Genomic DNA, 22,500 nt, shown 5'->3' with positions numbered 1-22,500 from the left:
GATGTGTCTCGGCGATTCATTCGCCCTGTACGTGCAGCATCGCTGACCTCGAGCACAGCAGGCGTGCTGCCTCAGAAGGCAGTTCCTTTTCCTGATCTAACCCCCGAGTTATCTGCCTCGCCCCCTCCCTGGCAGCACCCATCCAGATCTCACAGAGGTCATTGGTGCTCGAGTCATTTGCCAAACGGAGGTTTCACTTTGTCCAACGAAATCCGCCCGCTGTTCTTCTGCATGCATGCAAAAGCTGTGCATTTGCAAAAGGGGCTGCACAAGCACGCTTTGCGAAACTATCGACGCCTCTACTACGCGGATGTGCTCGACAGCGCCTCGACGCCGGAAGGAGAAGCGCCATGAGCCGACGCGATATCGTTGTCCCTCTTTGCCTCAAGTACACCAACGAAGCCACCTGCACCGCCCCCTGGTTCGTGGCCGACAGCGAATACCCGCAGATGCAGGCGCGCTACAAGCCGCTGGTCAATGGCGAGGAAGCCTTCGCCGCCGTGCACCTGGCCATCGCCAAGGCCAAGCAGTCGGTGAACATCATCTGCTGGGGCTTCCAGCCATCGATGTATTTCGTTCGCGACCGCCGTTACCAAGATGACCCCGAGGCCCTGAGCGAGCTGTGCATTGGTGAGCTGCTGGAGCGCAAGGCCAAACAGGGTGTGAAAGTGCGTGTGCTCGGCTGGCGGATGTTCTGGAACCTCGCCGGCCTTGCGGGCGAAGCCAACCTGCCAGGTAATGCCCCGTACTTCTGGGACGCAACGATGCAGAGCGCCACGGCCGAGCAACATGACTTCGACCACCGCTGGTTCTCCGAGTACGCGGTCGCCGACGGCGAGGCAGCGGGACTGGCGGCGGCCCACCGGCCGCTGTTCGTTGGGCGCGATTTCGATGGCGACGAACGCAAGCGGATCAAGGGCCACCTGCGCGAGCACGGCGTGGACAAGGCGTTGAGCGACAGCTCGATCTGGACCATGGCCAAGAGCGCCACCCACCACCAGAAGATGGTCCTGGTCGACTACGAGTTGCCAGCGGATACGGTGGGTTTCGTCATGGGCCACAACATGCTCGACGAATACTGGGACACCGATGCGCACTCCGCCCTGCGCCGCGAGAAGATCGACAAGCCCGCTCCCAACCGTGGCCCGCGCGGCTTCACCCCGCGCCAGGACATCTCCTGCCGGGTCACCGGGCCGATCCTGGAATACCTCCACCGCAACTTCGCCCAGGCCTGGCAGAAGGAAACCGGCGAAACCCTGCCCGCGCTGCACTCGGACCTGCATGAGTCGGCCAAGCGCTTCCCCTTCCGCGGCGGCAACCAGGACGACGGCACCGCACTGATGGCGCAACTGCTGCGCACCCAGGCGCAGGTGGGCGTGCGCGACATCGAGAAGCTCTATCTGCAAACCGTCAACAACACCACGCAATTCGTCTACGTCGAGAACCAGTACTTCCGCTGGCCACCGTTCGCCGAGGCGCTGAAGAAAACGGTCGACGCGCAGATGCGCATGGGCCGCAAGCCGGAAGAGCACGGCAACGTGCACCTGTTCGTGGTCACCAACGACACCGACGAGGGCATGGGCAAGGGCACAGTCAATACCCAGCGCATGCTCGAATGCCTGGGCCGCGCCGACACCATCCCCGAGGTGACCAAGCAGATGCTCATCGACGAGGCGAAGCAAGCGGCGCCACCGAAGCCGCGCCCGGATGGGCCCAAGGACTTCTATGGCAAGTGGCAGCTCGCCGAGTGGGAGGCTCGCTATGGCGAGGAGATCAAGGCCATCGAACAGAGCACCGTCCACTCGCAGGACATCCCCGGCCTGAAGGTCCACGTCTGCTCGCTGGTAGCTCCCGACTCCCCGCCGAGCAAGCCGTGGATGCCGGTGTACATCCACTCCAAGCTGATGATCGTCAACGACGTCTTCACCACCCACGGCTCGGCCAACCTCAATACCCGCAGCATGGAAGTGGATAGCGAACTGAACATTGCCCACGAGTGGGCGAGCGTGACTCAGGCGCTGCGGCGGCGGTTGTGGGAGCTGCATACGGGGAAAAAGGGGGCGCAGGATGATTCGGAAGAAGCATTTAAGGAGTGGAGTGACATCATAAAAAGGAACAAGGAGCGCCAAAAAAACAAGAAAGACAAATCGATGCCGTACGCCCCTATTGTGGAATTCCATTACGGCAAATCCACTCTCTGGAATCTCGACTAATGCACCGCTTCTTGCTGATTTCCAGCTTGCTACTGGCTGCCTGTAGCGCCAGCAGTCCAGATACCTATTCGAAGAAGGAATTTCATGTGGATCGTCTTTCCCAGATCAAGTCCAACCTAGCTTTTACCTGCAAATACGAGACTATTCCCTCACCCTCGGCAGACAGTGATGTGCTGTTCCAGTACGGCCGCTGGCTGGAAAAGAACAATCAGCTCAAACAAGAGCCAAGCGTGTATGGGGAGATCGAACGCCTATACCGCATCGCCAGCGAAAGTGGCCATTACAAGGCCAATATCAATCTGCAGAACGGTGCGATGCGCGGGCACTACACGCTTAAAGGCGCCGAGAACCTACGTATGAGCCAGAAACTGATCGATGCGAAAATCGCCCGGGGCTATTTCTTCATCGGCTATTTCTTGCAGCAAGGCTCGGCCGGTTTGAAGAAAAACGAAGAATTGGCGCTGCGCTACTTCCGTAAGGCTGCCGACGAGGGCAATGCGGAGGCGCAGTACCAGGTCGCGGATATGTTGTCACCAACCGATATTGCCCCAGACATTGCCCGCCAGATGCGCCGCTGTTCTGCCGAACAAGGACATGGCGAGGCTGCCTTGGAACTGGGAATTAACATGCAAGGTAAGGGGCAAGTTAAGGAGGCGCTCGAGGCATTTCAAATGGGCGTCGCTGGAGGTGATGAAACTGCCGCATATGTATTGGAGAAGGGTTTTCGTGATGAAAAAGCAGAAAGCGATCCCGAGTACCTAGGATTATTGATCGATATAGAGCGCTCCGAACGTTACAAGAAAATCGGCAAGATACTTTCTGGCTACTCCTACGCCCAACCCAAAGTCCCCGAGATCAACGAAATCGTCCCGCTACCGCCAGCCAAACTGCCGCCATGGGACGGCAAGTTGAAGTGGGTGGAAGAGCGCAAGGCCAACGTCCAGCCGCCCAAACCCAGCGAGTCGCTGATCCAGGAACTGGCCAAGGCCAAGCTGCTCGACCCAAAGACCGGTCGCCCCATGCCCGGCTCGCCCGCCTTCGTTCGCACCCGTTCACCGGCGCCCATTTGCAACAGTGGCGAAGCCTGCCCACGCAGCGGCTACTGGCAGATCATCGGCGTCGACAATTACTGGTCGATCGTCGAAGGCAGAACCATTCGCCGTTTCCAACAAGGCGAGCGCATGCCCACCCCGGTGATCGAACGTCGCTACACCCGCCTGTGGCCCCTGCCGGACAAGGTCACGAAAGGTCCCGAATCCGTGAGATGGGTACTTTACGGCGATGCGTAAGCAATACCTCACGTGGATAGCCTGCATCGTGCTGACCGGCTGCGGTGGCAATCAATCCGGGAAAGTCTCGCTCGACAGGCTTTCCCGAGTTGAGGCCAACCTGGCCTTTACCTGCAGATACGAGACTATTCCCGCGCCCTCGGCGGACAGCGATGTGCTGTTCCAGTACGGCCGCTGGCTGGAAAAGAACAATCAGCTCAAACAAGAGCCAAGCGTGTATGGAGAGATCGAACGCCTATACCGCATTGCCAGCGAAAACGGCCATTTCAAGGTCAATATCAATCTCCAGAACGGCGCCATGAGCGGGCACTACAAGCTCAAAGGGGCTGAGCACCTACGCATGAGCCAGCAACTGATAGATGCGAAGATCGCCCGGGGTTATTTCTTCATCGGCTACTTCCTGCAACAGGGTTCGGCTGGGCTACAAAAGGACCCAGCATTGGCCCTGCGTTACTTCCGAAAGGCTGCCGACGAAGGCAATGCAGAAGCTCAGTACTACGTTGGCGACAAACTTGAACCAATTGATATTGCTCCTCAAGTCGCACTAAAGATGTACCGGTGCGCTGCCGAACAGGGACATGGGAAAGCTTCTATGTCCTTGGGGATTTACCTTCAAGATGAAGGGTATTACCAAGAGGCACTCGAAGCCTACCAACTTGGAGTTGCTGCTGGACACGAAACATCAGCCTCCTTCTTGGAGCATGGTTTCCTTGGCCCTAGCCCCGATAATCGATTGGACTATCTAGGTCAACAGGAAGACCTCGAGCGCTCCGAACGTTACAAGAAAATCGGCAAGATACTTTCTGGCTACTCCTACGCCCAACCCAAAGTCCCCGAGATCAACGAAATCGTCCCGCTACCGCCGGCCAAGCTGCCGCCGTGGGATGGCAAGTTGAAGTGGGTGGAGGAACGCAAGGCCAACGTCCAGCCGCCCAAACCCAGCGACTCGCTGATCCAGGAACTGGCCAAGGCCAAGCTGCTCGACCCGAAGACCGGTCGCCCCATGCCCGGCTCGCCCGCCTTCGTTCGCGCCCGTTCGCCGGAGCCCATTTGCAACAGTGGCGAAGCCTGCCCACACAGCGGCTACTGGCAGATCATCGGCGTCGACAGTTACTGGTCGATCGTCGAAGGCAGCACCATTCGCCGCTTCAAGCAGGGTGAGCGCATGCCCACCGCGGTGATCGAGCGGCGCATCAGCCGAATCTGGCCGTTGCCGGACAAGGTCATCAAAGACCCCGAATACGTCAGATGGGTGATGCTCGGTGAGGCTTAAGTTGGGAGGCGCCTGGCTGTAAGGGATGGTGCTGTCCGTCTGCGATGGGGGCCGCGATCCAGAGGCCGCTGCTACAGATAGTCAGAGCTCAGCAGGAAAGACCCAAGGTCACCAGACACGTTGTCAGGGTGTGCCCCCGGGGCCGAACGAACCCACGAACATGACCGTGACTCGCGTCGGCGACCTAGCGCCGGCGCAACGTCAGCGACGGCTGTTCGTCGAACAGGCGCTTGTACAGCGCGGAGAAGTGGCTGGAGCTGGCGAAGCCGAGGTCCAGGGCCAGGTGGGTGATGCTCTGCGGGGCTTCGAGTTTCAGGCGGCGGCGGGCTTCGCTCAGGCGCAGGGCGAGTTGGACCTGTTGCGGGGTGGCTTGGCAGAGCTGGCGGAAGCTGTACTGCAAGGTGCGTTGACTGGTGTTGAGCTGGCGGCTGAGGTCGACCAGCGAGAGCGGCTGGGCGAGGTCCGCCTGCATTCGTTCTACCGCTGCCAGGACCAGCCGGCGGTGCTGTTCCAGTGAGCGCGGGGCCTTGGCCACCGAGTTTTCCGGGGAGTCGTCGAGGGCTTGCAGCAGGCAGCTCAGTGCCGAGTGGATGGCGGTGCCGGCGTGGGCCGGGTCGTCCGGGCACCAACTGGCGCGGAAGAAGGCGCCGAGCGAGTCGGTGAGGTTCTGTCGCAGGTAGGTGGCGGCGCGTTGCGAGAGACGCAGGCGGCGTTGCTGCAGGGCGCGCTCGAAGCGCTCCTGCTCCTGCGCGCCGAGCAGGCGATCGAGCATCGTCATGGACAGGCCCAGGCCGAGCATGTGGATCTCGCCGGGCGCGCAGATTTCCATTTCCTCGCCGCCGGGCAGCACCAGCAGGGTGTCGTCCTGCAAGGGTTGGCCGTTGAAGCGCGAGTCGGCGCAGGCGCGCAGCGGGATGCCGACGACGATCTGGCCGGCCGGCGGCGCCATGTTCTCGCGCAGGTGCAGGTTGGAGTGCTCGTAGAACAGCGTGGCCTCCGGCAGTTGTACGTGCAGGAGTTCGGCCTGGAGGCGACCGCGGCCAAGCTGGGTATAGGACTGGCTCCAGCCGGTGAGGGCGCGGGCCAGTTCGTCGGAGTCGTTCGCCTGGTAGCGGGCAATGCCGGGCATCGGGTTGACCTCGTCGCGGTGGCGCCAGGGGGAGTATCGGTGAGGCCACCGGTACACGGCTTGCGCAGCGTGCCAGTGGCCTTGCCCTGTCTGCCAGATGCGCGACCTCAGGCGCGGCTGGCCAGGTACGCCTCGGCCAGTTGGCAGGCGCGTTCGATCAGCATTGGCGCCAGCTCCTCGGCGGTGCGGCTGTTGCGCCGGGTGTGCACCCAGCCGAGGTAGGTGGTGCCGCGCAGGGCGAGGAACAGCGGCAGGCTGGCGCGGTCTTCGGCGGTCAGCGGTTTCACCGAGTCGTAGCCGGCGAGCAGCGCTGCTTCTATATCCGCCAGGCGTGGGTCGTCCTGGCAGAAGTAGAGCGCAGTGGCCAACTCGAACATGTGCCAGCCGAAGCCGGCGTCGTCGAAGTCGATCAGTTGCAGCTTGCCGCCGTCCAGCAGCAGGTTTTCCGGCACCAGGTCGGCGTGGATCATGCCGAAGTTGCCGAGCTGGCGGCCATAGCGGCGCAGGTCGTGGCGGGCTTCCTGGCGGGCGCGCTGGAGCAGGTCGCGCTCTTGCGTGCTGAGCAGATCGAGCTCCCAGTAGCGGCCCCAGAACGGGTTGGCGCCGATCAGGCCTTCTTCGTCCCAGGCATGTCGGGTGAACTCGTTGGGCTGGCGCCACTGCGCCGAGTTCAGGTGGATGCGCGCGGCCACGGCGCCGGCCTGGAAGAACAGCGCCTCGATGTCGCCTTCGGTTTGCAGGCCTTGCTCGGCGGAGCCCAGGGTGGCGCCGGCGAGCCAACCGAGCATGTCGACGAAGCGTGGCTCGGCCAGCGCTGCACTGCGCACTTCAGCCAGGTGCTCGCCGTTGCGGGTGCGGATGATTTGCGGCACGCCAATGCCGCCGGCGGCGAGCTGCTCCATCCAGGTCAGCTCCGAGCGCAGCTCGGCTTCGCTGTGGTAGCCGTCGCGGTGCACGCGCAGGGCGCTGCGGGTGCCGTCGCTGCGGGTGGCGCAGAACACGGCGTTTTCGCGGTACTTGATCAGCTCCAGGCCGACGAAGTCGCCGTCCCAGTGGCGCAGCGCGTCCTGCGCCAGGGCGTGCAGGCGGGCGACCTGCTGGTCGTGGTCGAGATGGGAGAAATCGGTCATGGGCAATTCCTCAGAGTTCGCTCAGGGCCTGGTCCAGGCGGTCGATGAACAGCTCGCCGTGCTCGGCTTCGAACACCAGCGGCGGACGGATCTTCAGGATGTTGTCGTGGGCGCCGATCTTGCTGATCAGCACGCCGCGCTGGCGCAGCTGGTTGACGATGCGCCGCGCCTCGGCGCCGGCCGGCTCGCGGCTTGAACGGTCGCGCACCAGCTCGACGGCGAAGAACAGGCCCTTGCCGCGCACGTCGCCGATGATCGAATGACGCTCGGCCAGGCGATGCAGCGCGGCGTCCAGCTTGGCGCCCTGGCGCAGGGCGTTGCCTTGCAGGTCCTGCTCGGCGATCACGTCGAGTACTGCCTGGCCGACGGCGGCGGCCACGGGTGAACCGCCGAAGGTGTTGAAGTACAGGTTGCTGCGGCCGAATGCTTCGACCCGCTCGCGGTTGGCGATCACGCCGGCGAGGGGGAAGCCGTTGCCCATCGGCTTGCCGAGGGTGACAAAGTCCGGCACCACCGGGTGCGCCTGATGGCCCCACATGTGTTCGCCGGTGCGGGCAAAGCCGGACTGCACTTCGTCGACGATCAACAGGCCGCCGGCGTCGCGCACCAGTTTCGCTACGCGCTCCAGGTAGCCGGCCGGCAGGCGCGGGATGCCTTCGTTGGCGAACAGGGTGTCGATCAGCATGGCGGCGAGGCCGACGCCGGCCGCCTGCAGCGAGGTGATGGCCGCGGCGACCCGAGCGACATAGCGCTCGGCAACGGCCTCGGGGCTGCCGTCGGCCTGGTACAGGCAGGGGATCGGCACCGCGCGAGCGTGCAGCGAGAACGGCTCGGAGCTCGGCAGGGCGGTGGTCACCGCGGCCAGGCTGGTGGTGTTGCCGTGATAGTTGTAGTCACTGACGATCACCCCGCGGTTGCCGCTGAAGTAGCGGGCCATGCGCAGCGCCAGCTCGTTCGCTTCGCTGCCGGTGCAGGTGAACATCACCGCGTCCAGCGGCGCGGCGAAGGTCGCGGTGAGGTTCTCCGCGTAGCGCACCACGCGCTCGTTCAGGTAGCGGGTGTGGATGTTCAGGGTCGCTGCCTGCTCGGCCATTGCCGCCACCACCTTGGGGTGGCAGTGGCCGACGCAGGGCACGTTGTTGTAGCAGTCCAGGTAGCGCTGGCCGTTGGCGTCGATGAGCCAGACGCCTTCGCCCTTCACCAGTTCCAGAGGCTCGTCGTAGAACAGCGGCGAGGCGTCGCCCATGACCCGGTGGCGGCGTTGCAGGAGGGTGGCTTCAGACATGTTCGGGGTTCTCCAGGGGTTTGCCGGTGCGCAGCAGGTAGTTGAGGACCAGCAGCGCGACCACGACGGCGAGGGCGCTGAGCATGGCCAGTTCGAGCTGGAAGCAGGCGGCGATGACGATCAGGGTCAGGCCCATGCCGACCACGGCCACCACGGGGCCGCCGCGCAGGCGGAAGGGACGGGCCAGTTGCGGCTGGCTGCGGCGCAGGCGCAGGTACGCGGCGAACAGCACCAGGTGGCAGCTGCCCAGCAGCAGGACGACGCACAGCAGCAGGTTTTCCGGCGGTACCAGGGTCAGCGGCAAGCCGATCACGCTCAGCACCAGCAGGGCAACGTAGGGCGAGCCACGGCGGTTGGTGCGGGTCAGGGCGACGGGGAAGAAACCGTCGCGGGCCAGGGCATAGAGTTGGCGGGAGGCGGAGAAGACCACAGAGAAGAAGGTCGCCAGCAGGCCGCACACGGCACCGGAGCCGACCAGCAGCGGCAGCCAGTCGTGTTCGCTGTAGAGCCCGCCGTGGGTCATGGCGGCGTACAGCGGGTCGGCTGCGTTACCGACGGCCTCCACGCCAGCTGCACCCGGTGCGGCGATCACCACCAGCAGGGCGGTCAGCAGCAGCGTGCCGACGGCGGCGAGGATGCCGCGCGGCATGTTGCGGCCGGGGTCGGCGGCTTCCTCGGCGGCGGAGCTGACCTGCTCCAGGCAGATGAACATCCAGATGGCGAAGGGCACGCAGGCGAAGATGCCGTGCAGGCTGGCGTTCTGCAGCAGGTCGCCGGAAGCCGGGACCAGGTTGCCCCACTGCACGTGCGGCAGCATGGCGCCGCCGAAGGCGAGCAGGGCGACCGCAGCCACGGCGCCGGCCAGCAGGGTCAGGCCCAGGGCCTCGCCGACACCGACGATATGGATGCCGATGATCAGCATGAATAGCCCGATGCGTACCGGCCAGCCGCCGAAGCCGAAAACCGACTCCATATAGGCGGCGAGGAAGTTGGCGGCGGCACCGGTGCCGATGGTCAGGGCCAGCGCGCAGGCGGCGCCGACCAGGTAGCCGACGAAGGGCCCGAAGGCCAGTTGCGCATAGGCGAACACGCCGCCGGCGTGTGGCTGCGCGGTGGAAAGTTCGGTGATGCACAGCGCCAGGCCGCCGCAGAGCACGGCCATCAAGAGGGTGGCGAGGAGCATGTTGGTCCAGCCGTTGCCGGCCAGGCCGTAGTTCCAGCCGGAGAACTGGCCGGCGATGACCAGCGAGATGCCGAGCCCGGCGACCTGGGGCCAGCGAAGAACGCCTTGTTTGAGCATGGAGCGAACCCTTCTTTTGTTGTTGTAGGGGGAACTGCACGCGCCCGGCTCTCAAGCGCGGGGCAGGGCAGAAGGTACGAAGGGAGGGCTTGGGGCGATATCAGAAATACGCAAACACGCGCGGATGCAACGCCATTGCTGCAGGAGCGAGCTTGCTCGCGAATCGCCTCGCAGCGGGTTAAGGGATCGCGAGCAAGCGCGCTCCCACGAAACGCAATCCCTCGCGCAGTTCCCGGGTTTGCTCCAGGCAAAAAAAGACCGGCCCGAAGGCCGGTCGAGGGTGACACCGGAGTAAATGCGGAATCAGGCGCGCTTGAGCACCAGGGTCAGGATGTCGTAGCTGGCCACCAGCTCGCCGTTCTGGTTGGTGACTTCCACGTCCCAGGCGACCACGCCTTGCGGCTCGCCCTTGGGGCTCTTCTTGCCCTGGTCGATCTTGCGCTTGCAGGTCAGGCGGGCCTGGATGGTGTCGCCGATGCCCACCGGGTTGATGAAGCGCAGGGTGTCCAGGCCGTAGTTGGCCAGCACCGGGCCGACGCCGGGGGAGACGAACAGGCCGGCGGCCGCGGAGAGCACGAAGTAGCCGTGGGCGATGCGCTTGCCGAACTGCGAGTCTTTCGCCGCCAGCTCGTCGAAGTGCATGTAGAAGTGGTCGCCCGACAGGCAGCCGAAGTTGACCAGGTCGGCTTCGGTGACGGTGCGGCGGTGGGTCAGCAGCGACTCGCCGATCTGCAGGTCGTCGAAGTAGCGGCGGAACGGATGCACTTCGGTCTCGTAGACCTTGGCGCCGCGCACGTATTCGCCGGTGACGGCCATCAGCATGGTCGGCGAACCCTGCACCGCGGTGCGTTGCAGGTAGTGCTTGACGGCGCGCAGGCCGCCCAGTTCTTCGCCACCGCCGGCGCGACCCGGGCCGCCGTGCTTGAGCACCGGCAGCGGCGAGCCGTGGCCGGTGGACTCGGCGGCAGACTCGCGGTCGAGGATGTGCAGGCGGCCATGCAGCGCGCCCATAGCCGGAACCACTTTGGCCGCCACTTGCGGATCACGGGTAATCAGGCTGGCTACCAGGCTGCCTTTGCCGCGCGCGGCCAGGGCGATGGCTTCGTCGATGTCGTCGTAGCCCATCAGGGTGCTGACCGGGCCAAAGGCCTCGATGTCGTGTGCACCGCCTTCGGCGTGCGGATCTCGGCTGCGCAGCAGGGTCGGGGCGAAGAAGGCGCCTTCGTTCACGCCTTCGCCGCGCGGGGCGAAACCATCCTTCGCGCCAAACAGAAGATCGCTGGATTTCAGCAGGGCCTCGACGCGCTCGGCGACGTCGGCCTGTTGGGCGTGGGAGGCCAGCGCCCCCATCTTCACGCCTTCCACCGACGGGTCGCCGACCACGACCTTGGCCAGGCGGTCACGCAGGCGTTCGGCAACGGCGTCGATGTGCTTGGCGGGGATGATGGCGCGGCGGATGGCGGTGCATTTCTGCCCGGCCTTGGTGGTCATCTCGCGGGCCACTTCCTTGACGAAGAGGTCGAATTCTTCGTCGTCCGGGGTGACGTCCGGCGCGAGTATGGCGCAGTTCAGCGAGTCGGCCTCGGCGTTGAACGGCACCGAGTTGCGGATCAGGTTGGGGTTCACGCGCAGCTTGGCGGCGGTGTCGGCGGAGCCGGTGAAGGTGACGATGTCCTGGCCTTGCAGGCGGTCCAGCAGGTCGCCCGTGCCGCCGATGATCAGCTGCAGGCTGCCAGCCGGGAGCAGGCCGGACTCGTGCATGACGCGCACGGCGGCTTCGGTCACGTAGCTGGTGGCCGTGGCCGGCTTGACGATGCAGGGCATGCCGGCGAGGAAGCTCGGTGCGAACTTCTCGAGCATGCCCCAGATCGGGAAGTTGAAGGCGTTGATGTGCACGGCGATGCCGCCGCGCGGGACCAGGATGTGGCTGCCGGCGAACTTGCCGGTCTTGCCCAGCGGGATGGCCGGGCCTTCGTGGACCACGTTGCCCGAGGGCAGCTCGCGGCCGCCGACGCCGGCGTAGGCGAACAGGGTGCCGGCGCCGCCTTCGATGTCGATCCAGCTGTCGGCGCGGGTGGCGCCGGTGTGGCGGGAAATCTCGTAGAGCTGTTCCTTGCGCTCCATCAGGTACAGCGCCAGGGCCTTCAAGCGCTGGGCGCGCTGCTGGAAGTCCATGGCCATGAGCTCGGCCAGGCCTTGCTGGCGGGCGTGGGCCACGGCTTCGGCGAAGTCCAGGGACTCTTCGTGGGTCTGCGCGACCAACTGGCCGTTGAGTGCGCTACGCAGCGCCTGGGCGCCATGCTGGCCGATCCAGCGGCCGCCGATGAAACTTTGCAGGATGGGCTCTTGGGCCATCGCTTATTCCTCCAAATCGCTACGCAAGGGTGCCGGCCCGTGGCCGGTTGACCGCCGCGCCGGGTGGGCGTCGGCGGCGCGTGAAAAGGGGCGGTACGAAGCCGCCGGATTGGGACGCCAGGGGCCTTGTGGGTCGATGGCGGTACAGCGTGATGCGTTACCTGTAGGAGCGAGCTTGCTCGCGAACCGCATGCCACCGGGGTTTCAGGTTGTGCGGAGGTATTGATCGCGGACAAGGTCCGCTCCTACAGGGGGACACGGCTTTCGTAGGAGCGGACCTCGTCCGCGTTTCGCCAGGATCAGGCGGGTTCGCGAGCAAGCTCGCTCCTACGAAGAGCTGAGAATCAGAGCTGGTCGAAGTCCAGCACCACCTTGTCGCTCAGCGGGAAGGCCTGGCAGGACAACACGTAGCCGGCCGCCACTTCGTAGTCTTCCAGGGCGAAGTTGCTGTCCATCTCCACCTCGCCCGAAACCACCTTGCACTTGCAGGTCGAGCACACGCCGGCCTTGCAGGAGTAGGGCAGTTCGGCGCCCTGGGCGTTGCCGGCGTCGAGCACGCTGACGCTGTTGCGGGCCAGCTCGAAGGACAGCTCGCGGCCATCGCTGATCACGGTGATCTGGCTCTTGCCGCTGTCGGTCGCGGCGGCGGCCTGGCGGGCTTCGCGCTTGCTTTCGCTGCCGGCGGCGGCGAACAGCTCGAAGTGGATGCGCTCGGCCGGCATGCCGTTGCCCTTGAGCTGGTCGCGCACGGTCTCGGTCATCGCCTGCGGGCCGCAGATGAAGGCGGCGTCGAGGTGCTTCACGTCGATCCAGCGGCTGAACAGCTGGCCGCACTTGTCGGCGTCGATGCGGCCGTTGTACAGGTCCACGTCCTGCTGCTCGCGGCTGAACACGAAGATCAGGTTCAGGCGCTGCAGGTAACGGTTCTTCAGGTCTTCCAACTGCTCGCGGAACATCGCCGCGTTGCTCGAGCGGTTGCCGTAGATCAGGGTGACGCGGCTGTGCGGCTCGGTTTCCAGGGTGGTCTTGACGATCGACAGGATCGGCGTGATGCCGCTGCCGGCGGCCACCGCCAGGTAGTTGCCGTGGCGCGCCGGGTCCAGTTCGACGTGGAAGTGGCCGGACGGCGGCATCACTTCCAGGCTGGCGCCGGCCTTGAGCGAATCGTTGGCGTAGGCCGAGAAGCGGCCGCCGGCCACGCGCTTGATCGCCACGCGCAGCTCGCCGTCGTTGATGCCGCTGCAGATGGAGTAGGAGCGGCGCACTTCCTCGCCGTCCATCTGGGTGCGCATCACCAGGTGCTGGCCCTGGGTGAAGCGGAAGCTGTCGGCCAGGTCCGCCGGCACCTCGAAGAGGATGGACACCGCATCGCGGGTCTCCGGGCGCACTTCCTTGATTTTCAGGCTGTGGAACTTGCTCATTGTTCTTCTCCGGCGGCGGCGCCGCTTGGGGGGCGAATACAAACGTCGCGAGCGATGGTCAGGCTAGGCGGAAGCGACTCTGGAAGCGCAGTTCACGTGTGTGAATGAGCATTCCGAAGTCGTTTCCAACGACGCATGGCCGAGCGCAGCAGGTTGTCTTCGTCCTCCTAGATGCACTTGAAATAGTCGAATGGTTCGCGGCAGTCGATGCAGCGGTACAGCGCTTTGCAGGCGGTCGAGCCAAACTGGCTGAGCTGCTCGGTGTGCGCGCTGCCGCATTGCGGGCAGCACACTTCCGGGCTCTCGCCAAGCAGGCTGCGCTTGCTGGTGCTGCCGGCCGGCGGCGCTATGCCGTAGGCGCGCAGCGCTTCGCGGCCGTGCTCGCTGATCCAGTCGGTGGTCCAGGCCGGGTCCAGGCGGCGCTCCAGTTGCGGCGCGGCGAAGCCGGCGTGCTCCAGGGCGTGCTGGATGTCCTGTTCAATCACCTCGGTGGCCGGGCAGCCGGAGTAGGTGGGGGTGACCACCACGTGCAGGTGCCCGTCCCGCCAGTCGAGGCCGCGGACGATGCCGAGGTCGACGACGCTGACCACCGGCACTTCCGGGTCCATCACCTGGCCGAGCACGCTCCAGGCCTGGCTGAGGTCGTCAGCGGAGCCTGCGCGCGCGCCACGGTCGCTGGCGATCAGCTCACCAGGTCGCATCGGGGTAGGCTCGCTGAAGGAATTGCATCTCGGCCAGGAGAATGCCCAGGTGCTCGGTGTGGAGGCCGCGGCGGCCGCTGAGGTAGAAGTTCACCGCGGGCTCCGGCAGCGGCAGGGTGGCGCTGGCGAAGATGTCGGCGACCTTGGCGCGCCAGGCGGCGGCCAGTTCTTCCGGATTCGGCGCTACGCCCTCGGCGAACAGGCGCTGCTCGACGTCGTCGGCATTGGTCATTTCGACGGTGAATCGCCACACCTGCGGGATGGCCGCGAGCATGCGCTGGTGGCTTTCCTCGGTACCGTCGCCCAGGCGCTCGACCCACTCGCCGGAACGGCGCAGGTGGTAGGTGACTTCCTTCAGACCCTTGGCGGCGATGGCGGCGATGCGCGCGTCGCTGGAGTCGCTCAGGGCGCGCAGCACGTGGAAGTGCCAGGCGTCGTAGAGGAACTGCTTGGTCATGGTCACGGCAAAGTCGCCGTTGGGTTGCTCGACCAGCAGCAGGTTGCGGAAGGCGCGCTCGTCGCGGCGGAAGGCCAACTGGTCGGCATCGCGGCCGTCATCCAGAAGCTCCACGGCGTACTCGTACCAGTTGCGCGCTTGGCCAACGAGGTCGAGGCCGACGTTCATCAGCGCCAGCTCTTCTTCCAGGGCCGGGGCACGGCCGCACCATTCGCACAGGCGCTGACCCTGGATCAGGGCGCTGTCGGCGAGGCGCAGCAGGTATTCGATCTTGTCGTTGTTCGGGTTCATGCACGCGATCTCACATGTGGCCGACTTCGGGCGGCAGCTCGTAGAAGCTGGCGTGGCGGTAGACCTTGTCCTGAGCCGGGTCGAACAGCGGGTCTTTCTCGTCCGGCGAAGAGGCGGTGATCAGCGCCGAGGGCACGACCCACAGGCTCACGCCTTCGTTGCGGCGGGTATAGAGCTCGCGGGCGTTCTCGATGGCCATGGCGGCGTCAGCGGCGTGAACGCTGCCAACGTGCTTGTGGTTCAGGCCGTGCTTGCTGCGCACGAAGACTTCAAAAAGGGTCCATTCAGCCATGGTGGTTGTCTCCTCGCGGCTCAGGCAGCGTCACGTTTCTGTTGTTTTTTGCGGGCATGGGCGACCGCGGCTTCGCGGACCCAGGCGCCACTTTCGATGGCGTTGCGACGGGTGGCGACGCGCTCGGCATTGCACGGGCCATTGCCCTTGAGCACCTCGTAGAACTCTTCCCACTGGATCTCGCCGAAGTCGTAGTGGCCGCGTTCCTCGTTCCACTTCAGGTGCGGATCGGGGGCGGTGCAGCCGAGCAGCTCCAGTTGCGGCACGGTCTGGTCGATGAAGCGCTGGCGCAGTTCGTCATTGCTCTGCCGCTTGATCTTCCAGGCCATGGACTGGGCGCTGTTGGGGGAGTGCTCGTCGCTCGGGCCGAACATCATCAGCGCCGGCCACCAGAGGCGGTTGATGGCGTCCTGGACCATGTCCTTCTGCGCCTGGGTGCCGTGGCGCATCATGGTCAGGAGGATTTCGTAGCCCTGGCGCTGGTGGAAGCTCTCTTCCTTGCAGATACGGATCATGGCGCGGGAGTAGGGGCCGTAGGAGGTGCGCTGCAGCACCACCTGGTTGACGATCGCGGCGCCATCCACCAGCCAGCCCACCGCGCCCATGTCGGCCCAGTTCAGCGTCGGGTAGTTGAAGATGCTGGAGTACTTGGCCTTGCCCGAATGCAGCTTGGCGATTTCCTCGTCGCGGTCGGCACCCAGGGTCTCCATGGCGCTGTACAGGTACAGGCCGTGGCCGGCTTCGTCCTGGATCTTCGCCATCAGCTGCAGCTTGCGCTTCAAGGTCGGTGCGCGGGTCACCCAGTTGCCTTCGGGCAGCATGCCGACGATTTCCGAGTGGGCGTGCTGGGAGATCTGCCGGATCAGGGTCTGGCGGTAGGCGTCGGGCATCCAGTTCTTCGCCTCGATCTTGATCTCGGCGTCGATCTTCTCCTGGAAGGCGCGCTCCTCGGCGGACATCTCGTCCAGCGCCTTGACGCGCTTCACGCCGGTCTCAACCAGTTGTGCGTACATGCTGTGTCTCCAGCCTTTGTTCTGTTGTGGGGGAGGCCTTGGCCATGGGTGTATTTTTAAATGATACAGAATCTAATGTCTAACACTAAATAGTGTGTCGTATGTGTTTTTGTGTCGCTTTGGCATTGAGGGGGCGCCGGGTAAACAGCGGCGTGAGCGCAGTTGTGCGTCTTGTTTGCGCAAAAGTTCGCAGAACGTGAGGTTATTTGCAGGATTTGTGCGGATTTATAGACCGCGCTTGCCTCAATCCGGGAGGCCGGCTGCGAGGGTGTAGGGGGAAGCAGGGAGACGAACGGTTGCCGAGTAAAGCGATACGTAAATATTGGATGAATGTCTTTATGGCGTTTCGTTGAGGCGCCGGCAGTGCCGGCGCCTCCGGCCATCAATGGTCGAGGATCACCTGGAAGCCGCCATAGATCATGCGCTTGCCGTCAAAGGGCATCGTCTGGCCCTCGGGCCATAGGCGCTTGTCCTCCATGGCCTTCTGCATGCCGGCATCGCGAGCCTCGCGCGAGGGCCAGGTAATCCAGGAGAACACCACCGTCTCGTCCTCCTGGCGCTTCACGGCCATGGGGAAGGAAGTGAGCTTGCCGTCGGGCACGTCATCGCCCCAGCACTCGACGACATTCAGCGCGCCATGCTCCCTGAACACGCCCGCCGCCGAGCGGGCCAGCCGGGTGTACTCCTCGCGCTTGGCCGTGGGCACGGCGAGGACGAAGCCAACGATGTAGTTCATGGTCGTATCTCCATTGCGAATGGGTGTGAGGGCGCCCGCGTGGGTGCCATTCACTGATTGGTCGAGTGGAGCGGGGGAGGATCGACAGGGGCAGGGCGGTGGGCGATGGATGGTCGGCGCCGGCCGGGTGCGCAGGCGTTTCGGTGTGACTCCGTTCCCTCTCCCGCAAGCGGGAGAGGGAACTGTTCGACGTGCGCGGCGAAGATAGACGCAATCCTGTAGGAGCGGATTCATCCGCGAAAATCCCCGCGCCAATTCCAACCGTGGGGCGCATAACCGCGTTCGCGGTTATGCGCCGTTACCTGGAACGAAAACGGCGGATAACCCCTTCGGGGTTATTCGCCCTACAGGGTCGGCATTTGTGCCGTGCGGTTCGCGAGCAAGGACTAGGCGTCCCCCTCGATCCTACGAAGTGCAGGAACATCCACGCACTCCGGACCGCCCCTTACAGAAGGCCGAGCAAAGCCCACGCAGAGGAGGTCATGCGAGATGGATGTCGCAAGAGCCGTCGTGAGTACAGGGATGTGCTCTCGACGGCGGGCCTCCGGGTGCGTGGGGATGTGCGAGGGAAGTCCGGCTTGCCGGACCCGTATGTCGGGGCAAGACTTTTGCCCACTTTGTGTCGTTTGACAAAGTGGGTCGCCCGAGGGGGCGAAACAAGAAACATCCGAACACGCCGAAGCGGCGCGCTACACCACACAAGACGTTTCTGGATGACTCGCTCCGCTCGCCCTTCGGGCCGCGCTAAAGCGCGTTCAGCGCAAGCGCTGTCCCGCGTTCGCGGGGAAGACGTGGGTGGCGGCGTGCAGGAGTGACGGGTGCGCCTAGCCCTTGTCCGCGAAAAAGATCGCGGATGAATCCGCTCCTACGGGAATACGCCGCACATGGCCGTTCGCGGATGGCATGGCCGCGCCGCCCCAGCAAAGAAAAAGCCCCGCACAAGGCGGGGCTTTGAAGGGCGCTGCAGGGAGAGTCAGCCCTGGTTGCGCTTGTCGAACACGTGGCAGGCCTTGCCTTCGGAGCGCTTGAGGCTGTGGAAGGGCTGGATCAGCACGCGGGCGCTGATGCCGATGTAGGTCTTGATCTGCTTGCCCAGCTCGTTGGCGACTTGCTTCTGCTGCTCGGCATCGAGTTGCAGGTCGTGCTTGAGTTCGACGTGCACGTCCATGCTGTCCATGTTGCCGTTGCGGTACAGGTGGATCTCGTAGACCTCGGCCAGTTGCTTGACCTTCAGCACCTGCTCCTCGATCTGCGTCGGGAACACGTTCACGCCGCGGATGATCAGCATGTCGTCGCTGCGACCGGTGATCTTGTCGATGCGGCGCATGGGGCGTGCGGTGCCCGGCAGCAGGCGGGTCAGGTCGCGGGTGCGGTAGCGGATCATCGGCAGCGCTTCCTTGGACAGCGAGGTGAACACCAGCTCGCCGTATTCGCCGTCGGGCAGGACCTTGCCGGTCGCCGGGTCGATGATCTCGGGGTAGAAGTGGTCTTCCCAGACGGTCGGGCCGTCCTTGGTTTCCGCGCACTCCATGGCCACGCCCGGGCCCATGATCTCGGACAGGCCGTAGATGTCCAGGGCGGTGATGCCCAGGCGCTCTTCCACGGCGCGGCGCAGCTCGGCGGTCCACGGCTCGGCGCCGAAGATGCCCAGGCGCAGCTTGAGGCTGTGCGGGTCGACGCCCTGGCGTTCGATCTCGTCGGCCAGGTTCAGCATGTAGGACGGGGTGACCATGATGATGTCCGGCTGGAAGTCGCGGATCAGCTGGACCTGCTTCTCGGTCTGGCCGCCGGACATCGGGATCACGGTGCAGCCCAGGCGCTCGGCGCCGTAGTGCGCGCCCAGGCCGCCGGTGAACAGGCCGTAGCCGTAGGAGATGTGCACCTTGTCACCCTTGCGCCCGCCGGCGGCGCGGATCGAGCGCGCCACCACGTTGGCCCAGGTGTCGATGTCGTTCTGCGTGTAGCCGACCACGGTGGGTTTGCCGGTGGTGCCGCTGGAGGCGTGCAGGCGCACGATCTCGCTTTGCGGCACGGCGAACATGCCGTAGGGGTAGTTGTCGCGCAGGTCGTTCTTGCCGGTGAAGGGGAACTTCGCCAGGTCGTCCAGGGATTTCAGGTCGTCCGGGTGCACGCCGGCTTCGTCGAAGCGCTTGCGGTACAGCGGAACGTTCTCGTAGGCGTGCTTGAGGCTCCAGCGCAGGCGCTCCAGCTGGTGCTGGCGCAGCTCGTCGATACTGGCGGTTTCCATCGGGTCAAGCAGGGCACGTTCGGCGTCGTAGTACATGTTCATGGGTTCACTCGAATTGTTCTTGTGCGCCAGCCCGCGTGCGGGCTGCGAGTGTCATGGGAGCAGGATACGCCCCCTGTTCTTCGTGGTCTTTGCGCCCTTGGACAGGCTCTTTGGAATGCCTGCCGCAGCAGGCACCGTCCGTCGGGCGCGGGCCGTTACAGCCGCTCGATGACCAGGGCGATGCCCTGGCCGACGCCGATGCACATGGTGCACAGCGCGTAGCGGCCGCCGCGTTCTTCCAGTTCGTGCAGCGCGGTGGTGACCAGGCGCGCGCCGCTCATGCCCAGCGGGTGGCCCAGGGCGATGGCGCCGCCATTGGGGTTGACCCGCTCGTCGTCGTCCGCGAGGCCCAGTTCGCGCAGGACCGCCAGGCCCTGGGCGGCGAAGGCCTCGTTGAGTTCGATCACGTCCATCTGCGCCAGCGACAGGCCGGTCAGCTCCAGCACCTTGCGGGTCGCCGGCACCGGGCCGATGCCCATGATGCGCGGCTCGACCCCGGCCACTGCCATGCCGACCACCCGGCCGCGTGCCTTCAGGCCGTGGCGCTGGGCAGCCGCCGGGCTGGCCAGGAGCAGGGCGCAGGCGCCGTCGTTGACGCCCGAGGCGTTGCCGGCAGTGACGCTGCCGCCTTCGCGGAAGGGCGTGCCGAGCTTGGCCAGTTGTTCGAGGGTGGTGTCGCCACGCGGGTGCTCGTCGTGCTCGACGATCTTCGCCGGGCCTTTGCGCTGGGCGATTTCCACCGGGACGATTTCTTTCGCCAGGCGGCCACGGGCCTGTGCGGCGGCAGCCTTGTGCTGGCTGCGCAGGGCGAAGGCGTCCTGGTCGGCGCGGGAGATGTTGAACTGTTCGGCGACGTTCTCCGCGGTTTCCGGCATGGAGTCGATGCCGTACTGGGCCTTCATCAGCTTGTTGACGAAGCGCCAGCCGATGGTGGTGTCGAAGATTTCCGCGCTGCGGCCGAAGGCCTGCTCGGATTTGCCCATGACGAAGGGCGCGCGGGACATGGATTCCACGCCGCCGGCGATCATCAGCCCGGCTTCGCCGCAGCGCAGGGCGCGGGCGGCGTTGCCGATGGCGTCCAGGCCCGAGCCGCACAGGCGGTTGATGGTGGTGCCGGGTACGGAGGTCGGCAGGCCGGCCAGCAGCGAGGCCATGTGCGCGACGTTGCGGTTGTCTTCGCCGGCCTGGTTGGCGCAGCCGTAGATGACGTCGTCGATGGCGCTCCAGTCCAGCTCCGGGTGGCGCTGCATCAGGGCCTTGAGCGGGACGGCGGCGAGGTCGTCGGCACGCACCGCGCTCAGGGCGCCGGCGTAGCGGCCGATGGGCGTGCGCACCGCGTCGATGATCAGGGCGTCAGTCAGGTCGGTCATTCGGAGGTCTCCTGCGCCAGCACGGTGCCGCGCACTTTGTAGGATTTGCCGTGGAACAGGGCGATCAGCTGTCCGTGCTGGTTTTCGATTCGAACGTCGTAGTTGCCGGTGCGGCCGCTGCGGCTCTGCTCGCTCGCGGTGGCGGTGAGTTCGTCGCCCAGGCGCGCCGGGGCCACGTAGTCGATGCTGCAGCCGATGGCCACGGTGGCGTCGTTGTAACTGTTGCAGGCGAAGGCGAAGGCCGAGTCGGCCAGGGCGAACAGGTAGCCGCCGTGGCAGGTGCCGTGGCCCTGGATCATGTCCTCGCGCACCGGCATGGCCAGCTTCGCGCTGCCGGGGCCGGCGTCGAGCAGGCGCATGCCCATGCGCTGGGAGGCCTGGTCGCGGCTGAACATGGCGTCGGCGCAGGCGCGGGCCAGTTGTTCGGGGCTGCGATCAGTCATGGAAGCGGCTCCCTTCGGCGTGCTTGCGGCGCAGCAGCAGGGACGGGCGGTAGCGCTCCTCGCCATAGCTGCGTTGCAGGTTGTCCAGGGTGTCGAGCACGTAGCCGATGCCGATGGCTTCGGCCCAGGCCAGCGGGCCGCGCGGGTAGTTCACCCCGGCGCGCATGGCCAGGTCGATGTCCGCTGCCGAGCCAACGCCTTGCAGCACGGCGTCGGCGGCTTCGTTGGCGAGCATGGCCACGGTACGCAGTACGGCCAGGCCCGGCAGGTCGGCCAGGGCGGTGACTTTCAGGCCGGCGCGTTGCAGCAGGGCGACTGCCTCATCGCGGGCCTGCGGAGTGGTGTCGGCGGACCAGCTGATGGCCAGGCGCGAGGCCTTGGCGTAATCCAGCGCCAGGTCGAACAGCACCAGGTTGCGCAGGCCGTCTTCCTTGGCGCGCTGGCTGGCCAGGCGGCCGTCGGAAAGGGCCAGGACGGCATCGCCGACCCGCAGCAGGCCGCTGCCGGCGCGTTGGATCACCTGCACGCCGGCGTCCTTCAGGCGCTGCACCAGCGGCTGGGCCACGCCCAGGTCGCCTTCGACCAAGCAACTCGCCACTTCGGCGGCGCTGGTCAGGTCGGCAGCCTGCGGGCGCTCCGCACCCTCGGAATAGTCATAGAAGCCGCGGCCGGTCTTGCGGCCGAAGCGGCCGGCGTCGACCAGCTCCTTCTGGATCAGCGAGGGCTGGAAGCGGAAGTCGCCGTAGTAGGCGTCGAACACCGAGCAGGTCACGGCGTAGTTGACGTCGTGGCCGATCAGGTCGGTCAGCTCGAAGGCGCCCATGCGGAAGCCGCCGGCGTCACGCAGCAGGGCGTCGAGGCTGGCGCAATCGGCTGCGCCTTCCTGCAGCAGGCGCAGGCTTTCGGCATAGAACGGACGGGCCACGCGGTTGACGATGAAGCCGGGGGTTGAGCGGGTGTACACCGGCTGCTTGCCCCAGTTCCTGCTGGTGGCGTGCAGGGCTTTGGCCAGCTCCGGCGCGGTGGCAAGGCCAGAGACGACTTCCACCAGCGCCATGATCGGCGCCGGGTTGAAGAAGTGCATGCCGATGACGCGCTCGGGGTGCTTGAGGCCGGCGGCCAGGGTGGTGATGGACAGCGAAGAGGTGTTGCTGGCGAGGATGCAATCTGCCGCGCAGATTTCTTCCAGCTGGCGCAGCAGGCCGCGCTTCACTTCCAGGTTCTCGACGATGGCCTCGATCACCAGGCGCGCGTCGGCCAGGGTCTCGATGGCTTCCGCCGGCTGCAGGCGCGCAACGATGGCGCTGCGCTGTTCGGCAGCGAGCTTGCCTTTCTCCACCAGCTTGCCGAGCTGCCGGTCGATGCCTTCGACGGCCTGGGCGGCGGCGCCGGGGCGGTTGTCGTAGAGCTTCACCGGGTGGCCGGCCTGGGCCGCCACCTGGGCGATGCCGGCACCCATGGCGCCGGCGCCGATCACCGCGACCAGTGCGGTGGTTTCGAGTGCTTGCATGA

Annotated in this window: 19 protein-coding genes; 4 read left to right on the top strand and 15 right to left on the bottom strand. The window is 65.5% G+C overall.

Features of this window, described 5'->3' with window-relative positions; genetic code table 11:
* Window positions 1-198: 198 nt before the first annotated feature.
* The 4 genes from ACA097_RS27400 to ACA097_RS27385 are packed head-to-tail and all read left to right on the top strand — an operon-like array spanning window position 199 to window position 4,775.
* On the top strand, window positions 199-354 hold the full coding sequence (locus tag ACA097_RS27400) for a hypothetical protein (protein ID WP_156958031.1): 156 nt from the start codon (window positions 199-201) through the stop codon (window positions 352-354).
* A complete protein-coding gene (locus ACA097_RS27395; RefSeq protein WP_371367443.1) occupies window positions 351-2,213 on the top strand; it encodes a phospholipase in 1,863 nt (620 codons plus the stop codon). The genes ACA097_RS27400 and ACA097_RS27395 overlap by 4 nt, the downstream gene beginning before the upstream one ends.
* Complete coding sequence (locus tag ACA097_RS27390) at window positions 2,213-3,502, top strand: sel1 repeat family protein (RefSeq protein ID WP_371367441.1); 1,290 nt, start codon at window positions 2,213-2,215, stop codon at window positions 3,500-3,502. The genes ACA097_RS27395 and ACA097_RS27390 overlap by 1 nt, the downstream gene beginning before the upstream one ends.
* Window positions 3,495-4,775 carry a sel1 repeat family protein gene (locus ACA097_RS27385; RefSeq protein WP_371367439.1) on the top strand — a complete coding sequence of 427 codons (1,281 nt, stop codon included), beginning with the start codon at window positions 3,495-3,497 and terminating at the stop codon, window positions 4,773-4,775. Before ACA097_RS27390 ends, ACA097_RS27385 begins: the two co-directional genes overlap by 8 nt.
* Window positions 4,776-4,959: 184 nt before the next feature.
* Here the strand turns inward: ACA097_RS27385 and ACA097_RS27380 are convergent, their stop codons facing one another.
* The 15 genes from ACA097_RS27380 to paaH form a co-directional block, all read right to left on the bottom strand.
* Window positions 4,960-5,904: a helix-turn-helix domain-containing protein gene (locus ACA097_RS27380; protein WP_371367437.1), complete on the bottom strand. Its 945-nt coding sequence runs from the start codon at window positions 5,902-5,904 to the stop codon at window positions 4,960-4,962.
* A gap of 107 nt (window positions 5,905-6,011) precedes the next feature.
* Window positions 6,012-7,034 carry a phosphotransferase enzyme family protein gene (locus tag ACA097_RS27375; RefSeq protein WP_371367435.1) on the bottom strand — a complete coding sequence of 341 codons (1,023 nt, stop codon included), beginning with the start codon at window positions 7,032-7,034 and terminating at the stop codon, window positions 6,012-6,014.
* A 10-nt stretch (window positions 7,035-7,044) separates the two neighbouring features.
* A complete protein-coding gene (locus tag ACA097_RS27370; RefSeq protein ID WP_371367433.1) occupies window positions 7,045-8,319 on the bottom strand; it encodes an aspartate aminotransferase family protein in 1,275 nt (424 codons plus the stop codon).
* Entirely contained in the window at window positions 8,312-9,619 is a 1,308-nt protein-coding gene (locus ACA097_RS27365; RefSeq protein WP_371367431.1) for an amino acid permease, read from the bottom strand. Before ACA097_RS27365 ends, ACA097_RS27370 begins: the two co-directional genes overlap by 8 nt.
* Window positions 9,620-9,922: 303 nt before the next feature.
* Window positions 9,923-11,974 carry a phenylacetic acid degradation bifunctional protein PaaZ gene (paaZ, locus tag ACA097_RS27360; protein ID WP_371367429.1) on the bottom strand — a complete coding sequence of 684 codons (2,052 nt, stop codon included), beginning with the start codon at window positions 11,972-11,974 and terminating at the stop codon, window positions 9,923-9,925.
* A 344-nt stretch (window positions 11,975-12,318) separates the two neighbouring features.
* Window positions 12,319-13,395: a 1,2-phenylacetyl-CoA epoxidase subunit PaaE gene (gene paaE / locus ACA097_RS27355; RefSeq protein WP_371367427.1), complete on the bottom strand. Its 1,077-nt coding sequence runs from the start codon at window positions 13,393-13,395 to the stop codon at window positions 12,319-12,321.
* A gap of 167 nt (window positions 13,396-13,562) precedes the next feature.
* Entirely contained in the window at window positions 13,563-14,096 is a 534-nt protein-coding gene (paaD, locus tag ACA097_RS27350) for a 1,2-phenylacetyl-CoA epoxidase subunit PaaD (RefSeq protein ID WP_043252377.1), read from the bottom strand.
* Window positions 14,083-14,844 carry a 1,2-phenylacetyl-CoA epoxidase subunit PaaC gene (paaC, locus tag ACA097_RS27345; RefSeq protein WP_371367425.1) on the bottom strand — a complete coding sequence of 254 codons (762 nt, stop codon included), beginning with the start codon at window positions 14,842-14,844 and terminating at the stop codon, window positions 14,083-14,085. Before paaC ends, paaD begins: the two co-directional genes overlap by 14 nt.
* Before the next feature lie 10 nt (window positions 14,845-14,854).
* Entirely contained in the window at window positions 14,855-15,136 is a 282-nt protein-coding gene (gene paaB / locus ACA097_RS27340) for a 1,2-phenylacetyl-CoA epoxidase subunit PaaB (protein WP_009622486.1), read from the bottom strand.
* A 20-nt stretch (window positions 15,137-15,156) separates the two neighbouring features.
* Window positions 15,157-16,149 (bottom strand): 1,2-phenylacetyl-CoA epoxidase subunit PaaA, encoded by a 993-nt coding sequence (gene paaA, locus ACA097_RS27335; RefSeq protein WP_043252382.1) that lies wholly within the window; start codon window positions 16,147-16,149, stop codon window positions 15,157-15,159.
* A 382-nt stretch (window positions 16,150-16,531) separates the two neighbouring features.
* On the bottom strand, window positions 16,532-16,885 hold the full coding sequence (locus ACA097_RS27330; protein WP_371367422.1) for a DUF1428 domain-containing protein: 354 nt from the start codon (window positions 16,883-16,885) through the stop codon (window positions 16,532-16,534).
* A 973-nt stretch (window positions 16,886-17,858) separates the two neighbouring features.
* A complete protein-coding gene (gene paaK / locus ACA097_RS27325; protein ID WP_043252387.1) occupies window positions 17,859-19,175 on the bottom strand; it encodes a phenylacetate--CoA ligase PaaK in 1,317 nt (438 codons plus the stop codon).
* 155 nt (window positions 19,176-19,330) lie between these two features.
* Complete coding sequence (gene pcaF / locus ACA097_RS27320; RefSeq protein WP_371367420.1) at window positions 19,331-20,545, bottom strand: 3-oxoadipyl-CoA thiolase; 1,215 nt, start codon at window positions 20,543-20,545, stop codon at window positions 19,331-19,333.
* Window positions 20,542-20,988, bottom strand: coding sequence for a hydroxyphenylacetyl-CoA thioesterase PaaI (gene paaI, locus ACA097_RS27315; protein ID WP_371367418.1), 447 nt, complete (start codon window positions 20,986-20,988; stop codon window positions 20,542-20,544). Before paaI ends, pcaF begins: the two co-directional genes overlap by 4 nt.
* On the bottom strand, window positions 20,981-22,498 hold the full coding sequence (gene paaH / locus ACA097_RS27310) for a 3-hydroxyacyl-CoA dehydrogenase PaaH (RefSeq protein ID WP_371367416.1): 1,518 nt from the start codon (window positions 22,496-22,498) through the stop codon (window positions 20,981-20,983). The genes paaI and paaH overlap by 8 nt, the downstream gene beginning before the upstream one ends.
* Between the last annotated feature and the right edge of the window lie 2 nt (window positions 22,499-22,500).

Source organism: Pseudomonas sp. QL9 (genome assembly GCF_041409665.1).
GTDB classification, from domain to species: Bacteria; Pseudomonadota; Gammaproteobacteria; order Pseudomonadales; family Pseudomonadaceae; genus Pseudomonas; species Pseudomonas knackmussii.
The sequence above is the reverse complement of the archived record's forward strand: the minus strand, read 5'-3'. Positions and strand labels throughout refer to the sequence as shown.

Excerpts from the sequence above, each read along its gene's own strand:
- ACA097_RS27395 (WP_371367443.1), top strand. The coding sequence starts at position 351 with ATGAGCCGACGCGATATCGTTGTCCCTCTTTGCCTCAAGTACACCAAC.
- ACA097_RS27390 (WP_371367441.1), top strand. The coding sequence starts at position 2,213 with ATGCACCGCTTCTTGCTGATTTCCAGCTTGCTACTGGCTGCCTGTAGC.
- ACA097_RS27385 (WP_371367439.1), top strand. The coding sequence starts at position 3,495 with ATGCGTAAGCAATACCTCACGTGGATAGCCTGCATCGTGCTGACCGGC.
- ACA097_RS27380 (WP_371367437.1), bottom strand. The coding sequence starts at position 5,904 with ATGCCCGGCATTGCCCGCTACCAGGCGAACGACTCCGACGAACTGGCC.
- ACA097_RS27375 (WP_371367435.1), bottom strand. The coding sequence starts at position 7,034 with ATGACCGATTTCTCCCATCTCGACCACGACCAGCAGGTCGCCCGCCTG.
- ACA097_RS27370 (WP_371367433.1), bottom strand. The coding sequence starts at position 8,319 with ATGTCTGAAGCCACCCTCCTGCAACGCCGCCACCGGGTCATGGGCGAC.
- ACA097_RS27365 (WP_371367431.1), bottom strand. The coding sequence starts at position 9,619 with ATGCTCAAACAAGGCGTTCTTCGCTGGCCCCAGGTCGCCGGGCTCGGC.
- paaZ (WP_371367429.1), bottom strand. The coding sequence starts at position 11,974 with ATGGCCCAAGAGCCCATCCTGCAAAGTTTCATCGGCGGCCGCTGGATC.
- paaE (WP_371367427.1), bottom strand. The coding sequence starts at position 13,395 with ATGAGCAAGTTCCACAGCCTGAAAATCAAGGAAGTGCGCCCGGAGACC.
- paaD (WP_043252377.1), bottom strand. The coding sequence starts at position 14,096 with ATGCGACCTGGTGAGCTGATCGCCAGCGACCGTGGCGCGCGCGCAGGC.
- paaC (WP_371367425.1), bottom strand. The coding sequence starts at position 14,844 with ATGAACCCGAACAACGACAAGATCGAATACCTGCTGCGCCTCGCCGAC.
- paaB (WP_009622486.1), bottom strand. The coding sequence starts at position 15,136 with ATGGCTGAATGGACCCTTTTTGAAGTCTTCGTGCGCAGCAAGCACGGC.
- paaA (WP_043252382.1), bottom strand. The coding sequence starts at position 16,149 with ATGTACGCACAACTGGTTGAGACCGGCGTGAAGCGCGTCAAGGCGCTG.
- ACA097_RS27330 (WP_371367422.1), bottom strand. The coding sequence starts at position 16,885 with ATGAACTACATCGTTGGCTTCGTCCTCGCCGTGCCCACGGCCAAGCGC.
- paaK (WP_043252387.1), bottom strand. The coding sequence starts at position 19,175 with ATGAACATGTACTACGACGCCGAACGTGCCCTGCTTGACCCGATGGAA.
- pcaF (WP_371367420.1), bottom strand. The coding sequence starts at position 20,545 with ATGACCGACCTGACTGACGCCCTGATCATCGACGCGGTGCGCACGCCC.
- paaI (WP_371367418.1), bottom strand. The coding sequence starts at position 20,988 with ATGACTGATCGCAGCCCCGAACAACTGGCCCGCGCCTGCGCCGACGCC.
- paaH (WP_371367416.1), bottom strand. The coding sequence starts at position 22,498 with ATGCAAGCACTCGAAACCACCGCACTGGTCGCGGTGATCGGCGCCGGC.